The sequence below is a fragment of the Novipirellula artificiosorum genome (assembly GCF_007860135.1).
GTDB classification, from domain to species: Bacteria; Planctomycetota; Planctomycetia; order Pirellulales; family Pirellulaceae; genus Novipirellula_A; species Novipirellula_A artificiosorum.
In genome coordinates this window covers 309786-324666 of sequence record NZ_SJPV01000006.1, presented here as the reverse complement: position 1 = coordinate 324666, position 14881 = coordinate 309786, and the positions used below count along the sequence as shown (strand labels likewise).

General features: G+C 55.2%; 11 protein-coding genes and 2 pseudogenes. 7 read left to right on the top strand and 6 right to left on the bottom strand.

What is annotated here, in order from left to right:
* Positions 1–87 precede the first annotated feature (87 nt).
* Complete coding sequence (locus Poly41_RS18135; RefSeq protein ID WP_197231417.1) at positions 88–837, top strand: ankyrin repeat domain-containing protein; 750 nt, start codon at positions 88–90, stop codon at positions 835–837.
* 5 nt (positions 838–842) lie between these two features.
* Here the strand turns inward: Poly41_RS18135 and Poly41_RS18130 are convergent, their stop codons facing one another.
* The 6 genes and pseudogenes from Poly41_RS18130 to Poly41_RS18110 all read right to left on the bottom strand — a co-directional run bounded on the left by Poly41_RS18130 (position 843) and on the right by Poly41_RS18110 (position 6809).
* Positions 843–2024, bottom strand: a complete 1182-nt coding sequence (locus Poly41_RS18130; RefSeq protein WP_146528122.1) for a redoxin domain-containing protein — start codon at positions 2022–2024, stop codon at positions 843–845.
* A 122-nt stretch (positions 2025–2146) separates the two neighbouring features.
* The gene (locus tag Poly41_RS34970; RefSeq protein ID WP_231615772.1) at positions 2147–2440 is read right to left on the bottom strand and encodes a hypothetical protein; all 294 of its coding nucleotides are present in this window, start codon (positions 2438–2440) and stop codon (positions 2147–2149) included.
* A 44-nt stretch (positions 2441–2484) separates the two neighbouring features.
* Positions 2485–2676, bottom strand: a pseudogene (locus tag Poly41_RS34965) (c-type cytochrome domain-containing protein); the annotation flags it as partial.
* A gap of 160 nt (positions 2677–2836) precedes the next feature.
* Positions 2837–3322: pseudogene (locus Poly41_RS18120) on the bottom strand (DUF1501 domain-containing protein); the annotation flags it as partial.
* Positions 3323–3342: 20 nt separating this feature from the next.
* Positions 3343–5130 (bottom strand): aspartate--tRNA ligase, encoded by a 1788-nt coding sequence (aspS, locus tag Poly41_RS18115; RefSeq protein WP_146528120.1) that lies wholly within the window; start codon positions 5128–5130, stop codon positions 3343–3345.
* 263 nt (positions 5131–5393) lie between these two features.
* Complete coding sequence (locus tag Poly41_RS18110) at positions 5394–6809, bottom strand: cytosine permease (RefSeq protein WP_146528119.1); 1416 nt, start codon at positions 6807–6809, stop codon at positions 5394–5396.
* A gap of 324 nt (positions 6810–7133) precedes the next feature.
* On the opposite strand from Poly41_RS18110, the gene Poly41_RS18105 reads away from it, so the two are divergent.
* From Poly41_RS18105 to Poly41_RS18080, 6 genes are all read left to right on the top strand, one after another.
* The gene (locus Poly41_RS18105) at positions 7134–7706 is read left to right on the top strand and encodes a glutathione peroxidase (protein ID WP_146528118.1); all 573 of its coding nucleotides are present in this window, start codon (positions 7134–7136) and stop codon (positions 7704–7706) included.
* A gap of 196 nt (positions 7707–7902) precedes the next feature.
* The gene (locus Poly41_RS18100; protein ID WP_146528117.1) at positions 7903–9498 is read left to right on the top strand and encodes an ABC transporter permease; all 1596 of its coding nucleotides are present in this window, start codon (positions 7903–7905) and stop codon (positions 9496–9498) included.
* 199 nt (positions 9499–9697) lie between these two features.
* The gene (locus tag Poly41_RS18095) at positions 9698–10420 is read left to right on the top strand and encodes an ABC transporter ATP-binding protein (protein ID WP_146528116.1); all 723 of its coding nucleotides are present in this window, start codon (positions 9698–9700) and stop codon (positions 10418–10420) included.
* Positions 10421–10605: 185 nt separating this feature from the next.
* Positions 10606–12414, top strand: coding sequence for a peptidylprolyl isomerase (locus tag Poly41_RS18090; RefSeq protein ID WP_231615758.1), 1809 nt, complete (start codon positions 10606–10608; stop codon positions 12412–12414).
* Positions 12415–12639: 225 nt separating this feature from the next.
* Complete coding sequence (locus Poly41_RS18085) at positions 12640–13917, top strand: aminotransferase class I/II-fold pyridoxal phosphate-dependent enzyme (protein WP_146528115.1); 1278 nt, start codon at positions 12640–12642, stop codon at positions 13915–13917.
* A gap of 79 nt (positions 13918–13996) precedes the next feature.
* Positions 13997–14812 (top strand): glycoside hydrolase family 16 protein, encoded by an 816-nt coding sequence (locus tag Poly41_RS18080; protein ID WP_146528114.1) that lies wholly within the window; start codon positions 13997–13999, stop codon positions 14810–14812.
* The last annotated feature ends 69 nt before the right edge of the window (positions 14813–14881 follow it).

The following is a 14881-nucleotide window of genomic DNA, read 5'->3' as shown; positions in this document are numbered from 1 at the left end:
GTGGTTTCCGATTGGGGTTCTTACAATACGCGAATGAATACTACGACTCCCCGATTACGTCAATTTTCACATCTGCTCCCCGCTTCAATGCTTTTGAGCCTGTTGGTTCTAGGGGGCACTATCGGCTGCCGCCCCGCCACGGTGTTAGTCGACAACAAGGCCGAGGACGTTGAGGGGGAGCTGCAATCCGAAGGCCAACCTAGCTCGACCAGCGAGGCGGTGTCGGTGGACGAGAGTGCCGCGTCGGATGACGAGGCTGCATCCGTGGACGAGCGTGCCGTGTCGGACGAGGTCCCCATTCAAGCGGCGGATCCGAAAACGAGCAACACGGAACCGAGTGCCACCGGGCCCAAGTTCAGCGACGATGCGTTTCACCGAGCTGCACTCGATGGCAACATGCGGATCATCCAGCTTTCCCTCGATTCGGGAACGGACATCAATGTCCCAGACGAACAGGGACACACGGTCTTGCACTTCGCCGCTTTCAATGGACACACCGAGTTGGTGAAATTTTTTCTCGACAAAGGAATGCCGATCGATTTGCGTGATGGGGAAGGCAAATCGGCGTTGATCCATGCCGCATCGGGTCCGTTCAACGAGACGGTCGTGCTGCTGCTGGATGAGGGTGCGGATATGAACCTCGCAGACCAAACCGAAGGTTTCACGGCACTGATGATGGCTGCTGCCGAAGGGCAACTTGAGGTGGTCAAGACGCTGCTTACGCGCGGCGCCGACAAATCAGCGAAAGACATCGACGGCGACACTGCCGAAACCTTCGCCGCCAACAATGGTCACGGCGAAGTGGTCGAAGCGATTCAAGCCTCGCCAGAGTCCTAACACGATCACTCTGGCTGATATGCGCCGGTCAACTTTTTGAGAATCGCTTCCAGCAGTTTTTCTTCTTCGAGCAATCCGTTGTGCCGGAACACGATTTCTCCCCCCGGAGCCACCAAGACCGTGTGTGGTTGAGGTCCTTCCCATTGAGGGTCGAGTGCTTCGATCAACTCGTCCATGCTGGCGCCAGTGTACAAATAATTGTTTGACTTTCGCCCTTCTTTTTCAAGCGAAGCGGTCAGGCGACTTGGTAGTGCGGCTCGCTGGTTATCAAGAAATGCGATCACCTTTTCGCGATCTTGTGGGAGGTCTGTGCTGAGCGTGATCAGCTCGAACGAACGCATGCCCATTCGTCGCGAGATCCGGATCAAGCCGGGAAACTCGACCACACATGGCGCACAGGTGGTGGACCAGACATTGAAAAGCCTGTATTTATCGGTGTCGTTCTTCACCAATTTGGCAACCCCCGCAGCATCAATGTCGTCAAGCGTAATTTCGGCTTGTTCCCATTGATCGTTCGCTCGCGCCACCGAAGCGATTTTTTCTCTCCACTTCGTCGAGCAACCGAATGGCCGCGTCACGGGTACTTCGACGTCACGACCGGCCAACAAGGCAACGATGGCATCGCGCGTGTCTTGCTTCGTTACGGTTGCTGGATCGGGATAGCGTGAATCATCGAACCGTCCGCGGTAGCGCAGGTTCCGTTGTTGGTCAAAGACAAACACGTGAGGCGTGGCCAAACACCCGTAACGTTTCGCCGTCGCTTGCGTTTCTCCGTCATACAGGTACGGGAAAGTGAACCGGTGTTCTTCGGCATAGGGCTTCATATCTTGGAAGCTGTCGTCGTACTTCGAATAGCCGAGCTCTTCCAATCGCAGTCCGTCACCTGAGTTCGGATTGATCGCGACCACCGCAAGACTCTCGTCCTTCAGTTCTTCCAACAGCGTCATCAATCGCGGGTCATGAGCATGACAAACCGGACAGTGGTTCGATGTAAAGTAGACCAGTAAAACACTCGGTCCATCGAAATCGGCAAGCGACCAATCACGACCGTCAATGCCCGGCAGCTTGAAGTCGGGAGCCCGGTCACCGATTTGCAGCTCCTGAAAACCAGGTGGATCTTCGGCTCGAACGATCGAAGGCAAAGTCAGAAACAAAAGACAGACGGACAAAAGGTTTCGGGTCATCATGAAAATACTCCGTGGAAAATCAGTACGAGGTCAAGGACGCTGGTGAATGACAACACTTTTTGATCACGACACTCTAGCGTGACTCCAACACGGCAACGACATCGCGTCGCGTTTCCGCGTTCCTAATAGCGTGTGATCGTTTCCTGCAAATTCAAGATCACTCGGCAAACCTGGCCCCAAGCGGCCAGCTTAGCAGGATCGATGGCATCGGCCGAATCGTCACGATTGCCAATGCTCAGGTACTCGGTCGCTTCACTCGGATGGGCACCATAGTAATCATACTGGCGCCGATAGAGTTCCGCCAAGTTTTCCGTTTCCCGGTCAATTGGCTCACGAGCCACCGCGCGTTGAAAGGCCACAACCAAGATTTCCGCAAAGTCGGCTTCGGGGTTGTCGCCGACCAGCTCAGCTGCCATCGCGTGCGAAGCTTCGGCGAATGGTGCCGGAAATCTTCTGGCGGCATCGCTTCGCCGTTGCCTTCATCGATGATTCGCAAAAAAACCTCTGAGCGTTGCGGATCGCCAGGTTCGATCCCCACGGCCTCGTCATCCGAGGGCAAAACACGGGTGGCGGCCTCAAACGAATCAAGTCGAAATCCACTCTCGTTGTCCTCGTCGTCCGGAACGTGGCATACGAAACAGGTGTTGGACATGATCGGGCGGATGTGAGCATTGAAGGTCACACGATCTGGCAGCGGTCGAGCCAACCGGTCTCGGGCATCCGCGAAGTGGTTGCCGATGACCAGGCAAAGAGACAGAACAAGCAATCGGTTCATGATGACGGGCAGGGAAGGAGAGCAAGGCAAAAAAATTTTAGGCAAGAATGTCACGGACGACACGAGTCGGTTCGACTCCGGTGAGACGCAGGTCGAGTCCCTGGAAGCGTGCCGACAACCGCTCGTGGTCCACTCCGAACAAGTGCAACAGCGTGGCGTGCAAATCATGAACCGTGACGACGTTTTCGACGGAGTTGTAACCCAGTTCATCGGTCGCGCCGTAGGTCGTCCCGCCTTTGATTCCGCCACCTGCCATCCATACACTGAAGGCATTGATGTGGTGATCGCGGCCGCTGCCTTGGGCCATCGGCGTGCGACCAAACTCGCCGCCCCACAGCACGAGCGTGTCGTCAAGCATCCCACTCGTCTTCAAGTCGGCCAACAAGGCAGCGGTAGGTCGGTCGGTTGCCTTGGCCGAGGTGGTGAAGTTCGGAATCAAATTGCTGTGATGATCCCAACCGCGATGGTAGAGTTGAACAAACCGAACGCCTCGCTCTAGCAACCGACGTGCCAGCAAACAATCGCCTTCGCTGTGATCTCGTTTTACTTGGACTCGGACGGCTTGATGCCGACCGTGCGAAGGTACAGTTCGTTGAGTTGCGCCGTATCGACGTTGCCAGGCGCTTCGGTCATCAAGTCCGCGGCCTTTTGCGTTTTGGGGAACGCGATGACTTCACGAATATTATCGAGGCCAGCGAGCAGCATCACCCAGCGATCGACGCCCAATGCAATTCCGCCGTGCGGCGGAGCACCATAGCGCAGTGCGTTGAGCAAAAACCCGAACCGATCTTCGGCGGTCGCTTCATCGATGCCCAACAGTTCGAACACTTGTTGCTGAGTCTTGGAATCATGAATTCGGATGGTCCCACCACCCGCTTCGCTGCCGTTGATGACAAGATCATAGGCTTGAGCACGACAAGCCCGCGGATCCTCGGCCAATTTTGACAAGTCGCGAGCGAGCGGGGCGGTAAACGGATGGTGCATAGCCGACCAATTGCCGGTTTCCTCATCCTTCTCGAACATCGGGAACTCCGTGATCCAGCTACAATCGAGTTGGTCGGAGTTGTAGAGCTTCAACTCGGCGCCGAGACGTTTGCGAAGTGCATAAAGCCCTTTGCAGGTGACTTCCCAAGTATCGGCCAAGAACATCAGCAAGTCGCCGGGTTCGCCTTTCAGCAACTCTTTGATCTCGGTCAAGTGAGCGGGATCAAGGTTCTTGCTGATCGGACTCCACAGCGTGCCATCGTCCTCGACACGGAACCATGCCAGACCTTTCGCACCAAACTCCTTTACGAAGTCCGTCAGTTCGTCGATTTGGCGACGCGAATACTTGGTTGCGGCATCCTTTACGTTCATGCCTCGTACGAAATTCCCCGCGTCGGCGGTCGCGCGGAAGACTCGGAAATCGGTCTTGGCAGCAACCGACGTGACATCAACAATTTCCATGTCAAAACGCAAATCAGGAGCATCATGACCGTAACGCCGCATCGCTTCGTCGTACGTCATCCGCGGAAGTGGCGTTTTGACTTCTTTGCCGAGGACTTCTTTTGCCGTTCGTGCTACCAGCCCGTCGATCAATCCCATGATGTCGTCGGCGTCGACGAACGACATTTCCAAATCCAATTGAGTGAACTCGGGCTGCCGATCCGCGCGCAAGTCTTCGTCGCGGAAACACTTGGCGACTTGCACGTAACGATCAAAACCAGCCACCATCAAGATTTGTTTGTACAACTGAGGCGATTGTGGCAAGGCGTAGAACTTGCCCGCATGCACGCGACTGGGGACCAAATAATCTCGGGCTCCTTCGGGTGTGCTGCGGCCGAGAATCGGCGTTTCCACATCGATGAAATCGTGCTCGGCAAAGTAGTCTCGCATGGTCTTGATGATCTTGCTCCGCAGGATCAAGCCCTGCTGCATCTCCTTGCGACGCAAGTCCAAGAAACGATACTTCAGCCGAAGATCTTCGCCGGGCAAATCAGCCTGACTCGGAGTGAACGGTGGGTTGGCACAGCTGTTGAGAATCTCGACGTGATCCGAGCGAACTTCGATTTCACCGGTGGCCAATTTTTCGTTGGTCTTGCCTTCGAGACGATCGGTCACCTTGCCTTTGATCAAGATAACGCTTTCCGTCGGAATACGGCCGGCCGATTCAATCGCTTGCGTGTCGGCTTCCGGAGGCCCAACAACGACTTGGGTCAATCCGTAGCGGTCACGCAGGTCGATAAAGACCGCTCCGCCATGGTCACGTTTACTCTCGACCCATCCACACAGGGTCACTTCAGTTCCGACATCGGTTTTGCGGAGTTGGCCGCAGGTATGGGAGCGTAGCAAGGTCGATCAGGGGTTTAGAGGGTTGTTCTTCTGACAATCGGCCAAGATTCTAGCCGCAAATCGTTCGGTTGCTCAGAGGGGTGTTTGCCTCAAACAAAAGCCGACCTAGTTTACAGGTCGGCTTTCGAGTTGGGCAAACGGCCTCAATCATGGATCGGGCAGACTCTTTCGATCGGACCACCCTTTGACTCAGAGCGGCATCTAACCCAGAACGGCAAGCGTGCCAATTGCGGCGATGCCGTTCTATGCGTTGAAGCCCTTCTTTATGCGTCGGCGATCGCAGCATCCGTGGCTGCCGCATCCGCAGTGGCACCCGGCATCGGCAGCAAACGGCTGGTCATACCGGCTTTGGCCAAAAGGATGTAAAGCACGAAGCCAACGATGATTGCAGCGACGGGCGGACAAGGAATTTCGAAGTTCACGCCAAGCATCGGAGCCAACTTGGGCCAAACGCCAACCACAAAACCAACGGCCCAAGAAATCCAACCCGCAGGATTGAAACCGGCTCGCGGACCAGGCCATTTGCGCCCCGATAGCAAGTAGTCTGCGGACATCGCACCACAAATCGGACCGAACGATGCACCAATGAACCCGAAGACGCCAGCCGCGTCGCCCGCCTTTCCGGACAACACCAAGCCGATTGCACAAACCGCTCCGATGCCACAGGAGACAAAGGGATTCACTTTTGGCAGCGTATTCTTAAAACTCTCTGCGGCGATGAACGAGCTGAAACAGGCTGGCGGGAATGCTGCAATAGCCAGCAGCAACATAAAGATCTTTCCGACCTGCGGTCCCATGATCGCTTCCATCAACTTGGTCGGATCCAAGATCGCGGGCGATTCCAACAAGCCTTGGCCGTAGGTGCCAGCAACAATGATCAGCGACAACACACCGGTAAAAATGGTCACGCCCGCAACCCCGACTAAGCCGCCGAGATGAACGTCTTTGCTCGTCCGGTTACTCGATGCGATATCGACACCAGCCGCCCCCGCCGTCGCGAAGAAGCCAACCACATTGGCGATCACCAACATGATCAAACTGAACGAGGAAACTTGAACGTCCGCCGTAACACCAAGTTTCTCGGGGCTGAACTGGGAAATCCCAGAGAATGTCCCCGATGCCAAAACGATCAAAATGACCAGTGGGATCAACGGAAGGTAGGTCGCAACCTTGGCAACATAAGCGATCCCTTTGATACCAACAAACACAGCTAACAACGCCCAAACGATCCCAATTCCCATATGGACCGTCGAGCCTTGGCCCTGCCCCAAGAACGCAGCAACCAGTTCAGCCGAGAAATAGGCGTTTACTGCTAACCAGCCGAATTGAAGGATCCCCATGAAGAAGCCGGGCATCAAAAAACCACCTTTCACTCCGTAGGTGCTCGTCCCGACAACCGCCAGCGAGCGACCCGTTTTCATCCCCATCAGACCGGGGGCAAGGTAGCAGGCAAAGTGGCAAATGAACGCGGCAAACACGACACCCAAAATGGCTACGCCTAAACCATGTGCCAAGATACCGCCAGGATTGGTCGCACCGCTCGCTGGAACGCTTTGCCAAAACACGAACCACAGCATAATGCCGGCGTACGTTTGAGCCGTACTCTTGAACCAGGGCATCCGTCCTTCTTTTGGCACTGGCTGCGAGGACGCGACATAATCGGGGAGCTTGGTTTCCATGGGGGCCTCTTACGGTAGGGGACTGGTATGGGAAGGTGTAGGACCGTGCACTCGCCCCGTCGATGCTTCTTGCATCTAACCGCAACGCAAACCCGACAGTGCTAGCATGTCAAGCCGCAAAGTATAGCCGCTTGAAAACGCGAGTAAACTAGCCCAAAGGCTACTTTTTTTACGTGAAGCCTCGTTTTGTGTTCGCAAAATCCACCTAGTTTGCCACCTCTCCGTGATTGCCAACTTCGGTATACTGTTTACAGCTATTCATTGACGCCGTACTCGCGGCAAACTGTCACACCCCTTCTGATCGACCTTTCGGAGACCACCCCCATGCGACTGATGATGATCCTCTTTCTCGCCCTTGGAGCCATGATTCCAATGTCCAACGCCGATGACACAAAAGCCACGACCGACCACGAATGTGCCCTTAATTTCAAAGTTAAGAACATCGACGGTGAAAACGTTGACCTTGAAGATTACGAAGGCAAAGTCGTGTTGATCGTCAACACGGCCAGTAAATGCGGGCTGACCCCCCAATACGCGGGATTAGAGGATCTGTTCAAAAAGTATGAGGAAAATGGCTTTGTCGTGCTCGGTTTCCCCTGCAACCAATTCGCGGGTCAAGAACCGGGCAGTGAGGCCGAGATCAAAGAGTTTTGCTCGACCAAATACAAGGTCACCTTCCCCATGTTCAGCAAGATCGAGGTCAACGGTGACGGGGCCAATGACCTTTACAAGTACCTGACATCCAAGAAGGTCGAACCGGTTGGGGATGGCAAGATCTCATGGAACTTCGAGAAATTTCTCGTCGATCGCGACGGTCAATTGGTGAATCGTTTCGGGCCACGGACGACGCCGAGTGATCCCGATTTACTCAAAGCAATTGAAGCGGAGCTGCAATAGTTTGCCATCACCTTTGAAATTATGAAGATAGAAAACGCCGAAGGCCAAGCGATGGGCTGACGGCGTTTTTTTGTAGGAATCTGTGGGAAACCATCGCTCAATTGGCGTTTACGCCCATCGCGGTTCTGTCCTACACTCCCGCTCATCTCGTCCCTGGTATTGGGACGCTTTCATCTGAACCGCCGAAGGAACGGCCATGTATCGTTGGTTGCTTTGTTTCCGCTATTTGCGGACTCGTTACATCGCGCTCGCCTCCATCATCAGCGTCACCCTTGGTGTTGCGACGTTGATTGTGGTCAACAGTGTGATGTCCGGCTTTGCAGTCGAGATGCATAACCGGCTTCACGGCCTAGCCTCCGATATTCTGATCGAATGCCATCTCGTAGGCGGGATGCCCGATCCTGAGCGTCATTTGCGAGAGATCCATGAGGTCGCCGGTGACCAAATCGCAGGATCCTCGGTCAGCGTGCATGTCCCCAGCATGTTAGGGATCGATTTCAATGGTCAACAAATCGCTCGACATGTGAACTTGGTCGGGCTTGATCCGGAAACTTACAACACGGTCAGCCAATTTGGCCAGTTTCTGCTCCATCCTGAAAACCGTTCCAAAGTCAGTTTCGACCTTCGCGAAAACGGGTATGCCCCCGATCGCGAGGGCTTTCCCGAGTCGGGTTGGGCGTGGCGACGCCGAGCCGCGCGGATGCAAAAGGCCCTTGAGCTCGAACGCGAACGGATCGAAGTGCTGAAGGCGAAACGGAACGCGGAATTGTCACAACCGTCGCCACTTGCCAACCCAAACGCCACCGGACTTGCTGCAGCCACGGGGCCCGAAAGCCCCAGGTTTCCGGCAGTCATGTCACCCGAATTGTTCAGTGGGACGGGGGTCGAGGCGGCGAAGGAATTCGACCCCGAGTTTGACCCCCACCCAGGGATCATCTTGGGGATTGCAACCTGCAGTCTAAAACATCGCGACGCGGACAACGTCGTTCGCGATACTTACTATTGCCGCCCTGGCGATGACGTGCGGATGATGTTCCCCAATGCGTCGGACAACACGAAAGTCATCAATCAAAAATTTACCGTCGTTGATTTGTACGAATCCGGGATGAGCGAATATGACAGCACGTTCGCCTTCGTTCGGCTCGACCAATTGCAAGATTTTCGCGGCATGATCGACCCGCAATCGGGCATTCGCAGCGTCACCACCATCCAATTGAAATTGGTGGAAGGGGCCGACTTGAACGCGGTCCGCGATGCCCTTCGTCACCGCTTCCCACCAGAAATCTACGCCTACAACATCCAAACGTGGAAAGACATGCAAGGCCCCCTGTTGGCGGCCGTCCGGTTGGAAACGACCATTTTGAACATCCTGCTGTTCCTGATCATCGCCGTTGCGGGATTCGGAATCCTGGCGACGTTCTTCATGATCGTCGTTGAAAAGACACGCGACATCGGCACGCTCAAAGCCCTCGGCGCATCAGGCCGAGGTGTGATGAGCATCTTTTTGAGCTACGGGCTGTTGCTGGGAGTGGTCGGCAGCGGTGCGGGGTTGATTGGCGGTTTGTTGTTCGTTGGTCACATCAACGAGGTCGCAAGGTGGATTGAAAAAATCACCGGTCAAGAGGTTTTCGATCCGACCGTTTATTACTTTACCGAAATCCCTACGATCATTGATCCGTTTACACTTTGTTGGGTGATGGCCGGTGCCGTCGCGATCGCAGCGATGGCAAGTGTCTTGCCGGCACTGCGAGCGGCCAGAATGCACCCGGTTCAAGCGTTGCGATTCGAATAGCTGGACCACCGCCTTGCGGTTCCGAATAGCTGGACCACCGCGTTGCGGTTCCGAATAGCTGGACCACCGCGTTGCGGTTCCGAATAGCTGGACCACCGCGTTGCGGTTCCGCGCATTGACCAGCGTTGAACAGAGCATTGGCCTGCGTTGGACACGAGACACCGTTGTGACAAAACCTATTAATTCAAAAGCCATCCCCATGAAGAGTGAATTCGTTCTCCAAGCACACGGTGTTCATAAGAGCTACCGCAAAGATCGCATTGAGGTCCCGGTGCTTCGCGGCGTCGATGTCGACATCACAGCGGGCAAGGTCAACGCGCTTGTGGGGCGATCGGGCAGCGGCAAGAGCACACTGATGCATTTGCTTGCGACTCTCGATCAGCCCGATTCGGGCGAGATCTATTTCCAAGGCCAGCGAATTGACAATGCACCGCGGGCGCGGCGTGATGCTTATCGCAACCATGACATTGGCATCATCTTCCAGTTCTACCATTTGTTGCCGGAGTTGTCCGCGATTGAGAACGTCCTTGCACCGATGATGATCGGACAAAGCTTATGGAGCTATTTTTGCAACCGCCGCGAAGCGAGAAAGCGTGCCGAGGCCATGCTCGACCGGGTTGGGCTGTTGCATCGCGCGTCACACCGGCCAGCCGAAATGAGCGGCGGGGAGATGCAGCGGGCGGCGATCGCAAGAGCACTGATGACCGATCCAACCCTGCTGTTGGCAGACGAACCCACTGGCAACTTGGATACGGATACGGGGGAATCGATCCTCGGTCTGCTGGTCCAACTCAGCCGGGAAGAGAACTTGACGATCGTCATGATCACCCACGACGACGCGATCGCCGAAAGTGCGGATGTGTGTTACCGAATGCAAGATGGGCTTCTGGAAACGAAACCGTCGTCACTGCAGGCAGCGTAGTCAGCCGCGACCGTTTTGTCAGCTTGTATGAATCTACGCCCGAAAAGACTCTGCAATTCAATCTTGAGCGAAAAGGGATATTTTCGTAAAGATGGCTTCTTAAGACGCGCTCGCTGCGAAAACGCTTGGATTTCGTACTTTGGTGAGCCATTTGACCCAACGATCGGTTCAAAGGAGTGACCGGGATGCTTTACCAACCCCATCGATTCAAATTGTGGATGACTTCACTACTTCGTTTTGGCCTCTATTTGTCGCTGGCGCTAGGCGTTTTTTCCGCCCATTCCGCTGGAACGACAACGGCACAAGACACGGCCAACGACGTGGTCGCGGTCGTGAATGCCGACCCGATCACTCGGAAAACGCTGGCCGACGAGTCGCTCCGGCGGTATGGCGACGAAGTGCTCGAGAACATGGTCAATCGACACTTGATCTTGCAAGCTTGCAATTCGCAGGGCATTGAAGTCACCTCGACGGAAGTTCGCGAAGAGATCTCGCGAGTTGCGGCCAAGTTTGGATTGTCGATGCAAGCCTACTTGCAACTGCTGCAGGAAGAACGTGACATCGCACCAGATCAATACAGCCGCGAAATCATTTGGCCCATGCTGGCGTTGCGTCGTTTGGTGGCCGACAAAGTCCAAGTCAGCCAACAGGAATACGATCGAGCGTTCCTTTCCCAATTCGGGGAAGCAGTCAAGTGTCGCTTGATCATGGTCGCTGACCGTGCCACGGCGGATTCGCTTCACCAACAGGCAGTCGCCAAGCCCGATCAGTTTGCATCGTTAGCAAAGCAATATAGTGAAGACGAATCCAGCGCGAGCGTGGGGGGGTTGATCCCTCCGATTCGCCGATACAATGGTGATTCACGGCTCGAAGACGCAGCATTCGCACTCCGTGAGAATCAGGTTTCCGATGTACTGCAGCTTGGCGATCAGTGGATCATCCTGCAAGCGGTTCGCAGGATCGGTGATGCGACTCCGAGCCCGCAAGCCATGCCAAGTATCCGTGAACAGATCACCGATCGCATTCGCGATGAAAAAATGCGAGGCGCCGCGAGCGAACTGTTCGTGAATTTGCAACGAGAAGCCCAAGTCGTCACCGTACTAGGCGACGAAGCAAAGATGAACCAATACCCCGGAGTCGCCGCCATCGTCAACGGACAGCAAGTCACCCTCGCATCCGTTGCAGCCGAATGTATCAAACGTCACGGTGAGGAAGTGCTTGAAGGCGAGATTCATCGCAAAATGTTGATGCAAGCACTTCGCAAGGCAAACCAAGTCGTCGTGGATGCCGACTTGCAAGAAGAGGTCGAACGAGCTGCGATCAGTTTCGGTTACATCCGCAGTGACGGAAAGGCCGATGTCGACGCTTGGATTGAATCGGTCACCGCCGACTCGTCCAGCACCCGTGAACTTTACTTTCGCGATGCAGTGTGGCCAAGCGTTGCGATGAAAAAACTGGTCGAGGCATCGGTCACGTTGACCGAACAAGACATCCAAAAGGGCTATGACTCAGCTTTCGGGCCTCGTGTTGAAGTCCTGGCCGTTGTGCTCTCGGACCAACGGTCTGCCCAGAAAGTTTGGGAGATGGCCCGCGATAACCCCACCGACACGTTCTTTGGACAACTGGCCGAACAGTACAGCGTCGAACCGGTTTCAGCGAGCAACATGGGAAAGGTACCGCCGATCCGCAAACACAGTGGTCAACCTGCGATCGAACGGGAAGCGTTTGCCATGAAACCGGGCGATCTGAGTGGGATTGTGGTGACGGGCGACAAGTACATCGTGATGCGTTGCCAGGGGTACACCGAACCGGTTGTTAAGGATATGGCAGCGGTTCGCGACGAGTTGATTCGCGACCTGATGGAGAAGAAGACGAATTTGGCGATGAGTCTCAAGTTTGAGCAACTGAAGTCAGCCGCTGAAATCGATAATTTCTTCGTCGCAGCGAAGGAAATACCGCGAGTCGCAAACGCATCGGAAGGGTCCCAAAAGTAGGCATCCTCTTCAAGGAAATTGTGAAAGCTCGGTCTGCAAAGGCCGGGCTTTTTTCGTGTTGGTCCTCGCCGTTCGGGCCAGCCATAGATCAAAAATCGTGTTTCCGATAACCCCTGGGCGAGTGAGCGTGTCTTGTCGACAATGGTGACCTGCACGGCCCAACAAGCCCCCTACTCTGTGGGTCGCAGTCTCAAGGCTGAATTCTTACTCCCTAACGTGACGAACATGAGTCAACCGTTTAATTCGGATACGCCCAATATCGATGCGCCGGCGATCAAGCCACCGACGACCGATCCGGTTCCCCAACCGTTCGAGGTCAAATTTGCATCTCGCGTGGATCGCTTGCCTCCCTACATGTTTGGGCGAATCAACAACTCGTTGTATCAGAAACGTCGCGCGGGCGATGACGTCATTGACTTGGGGATGGGCAACCCGTCGGATCCGCCCGATCCGGCCGTGATCCAAAAATTGGCGGACGCGGCCGCAGACCCGGGGAACCACGGCTACAGTAAATCGAATGGAATTTCAAACCTGCGCCGAGAGGTCGCCAGCAAGTACTATCGGCAATATGGCGTTCGGCTTGATCCCGAACTCGAAGTCATGTCGTGCTTGGGCAGCAAGGAAGGCTTCTCGCACATGTGCTTGGCCTTGATGGGACCGGGCGACACGGCCATGATCCCGTCCCCTTACTTTCCCGTCCACATGTATGGAGTGATTCTTGCCAGCGGCAACGTGGTGGCGCTGGACGTCGCGGATTCCGAGCGTTTCTTGCGAAACGTTGCCTACACCTGCGAACACATGGCACCAACGCCGAAAGTGCTGATCGTCAACTACCCTCATAACCCCTCGTCCGCGGTGATCGAACCGGAGTTCTTCGTGGAAGTGGTTCGGCTGGCAAAGAAGTACGGGTTCATGGTGATCCATGATTTTGCTTACGCCGATGTCGCATTCGACGGGTATCGGCCGCCCAGCTTTCTTGCTGCCGCTGGCGCAAAAGACGTTGGCGTCGAGTTCACGACGATGAGCAAGGGGTACAACATGGCCGGATGGCGAGTTGGCTTTTGTGCTGGAAACTCGGAAATGATTCGTGGTTTGGGGACTGTCAAGGGTTATTACGACTATGGGATGTTCCAAGCCATCCAAATCGCGGCGATCGTTGCGTTGCGTGAAACCGAAGCGAACGTTGAAAGACAGTCGCAGATCTATCAAGGACGAAGGGACGTGTTGGTCAGCGGACTGAAACGCTTGGGGTGGAATGTGACACCGCCAAAAGCGGGCATGTTCGTTTGGGCCGAGGTTCCCGAAGCGTGGCGGAAAACGATGAGCACGATGGACTTTGCCTTGAAGTTGCTCGAAGAGGGAAACGTGGCGGTCAGTCCCGGAAGCGGCTTTGGTCAAGCGGGCGAGGGCTTTTTACGCATGTCCTTGGTCGAGAATGAACAACGGCTCCGTCAGGCAGTCCGACAAATTGGCAAGTGTTTGTCTCAGACGCCCTTGGCCTAACGAACTTTCGAATCGGAAGAAGACCCGCAACCTTGCTCTGTTCCTTAATAGGCAAATCCCTTTTTCTCAAGGCAACCGAATGAGTCGTTTCTCCGTCGTGCTGACTCTCATTGCATCGTTTTGTTTTGCCAACGCGATTTGGGCCCAGGCATCCGCCGAACCCCCTTTTGATTCCCTGGTTTGGCAGGACGAATTCAACGGCGATTTGCTCGACTATTCCAAGTGGGAAATCGAAGTCAATGCCTTTGGTGGTGGGAACCATGAGCTTCAGATCTACACGGATCGGAGCAAGAACGTTCGCGTCGAGAACGGATCCTTGATTCTCGAGGCCCACCGAGATCACGCGGGTGTCAGCGGTACCGAGCGAGAGTATTCGTCGGGCCGGGTGCGCACCAAACGCCGTGGAGATTGGAAATATGGGCGGGTCGAAGTCCGAGCGAAACTTCCGCGCGGAGCAGGGATTTGGCCTGCGATATGGATGTTGCCAACCGAGGAAACCTACGGGGGATGGGCCGCCAGCGGAGAGATCGACATCATGGAAATGCGTGGACAACAACCGGAAACCGTTTTGGGCACCTTGCACTATGGACCCGCTTGGCCGAACAACGTCCACACTGGCGACTCCTATACCCTTCCCCAAGGCAGCTTTGCCGACGATTACCATACCTTCGCCGTCGATTGGAGCAAAGGCAAGATCGAGTGGCGTGTCGACGGCCATCTCTATCAAACGCAAACCAAGTGGAACTCGTCCGCTGCGGGTTTCCCTGCACCGTTTGATCAGTCGTTCCATCTGCTACTGAACTTGGCGGTGGGGGGTGGTTTCGTTGGCCCCGTCAACCAAGAAACCAAATTTCCACAGCAAATGCTGGTCGACTACGTGCGCGTCTATCAGTGACAAAAGCAGTTCAAGCGTGAGGGGAATGGAACACCCTCCCACGCTCTCGGCAGCGCAAGCTCTAACCGC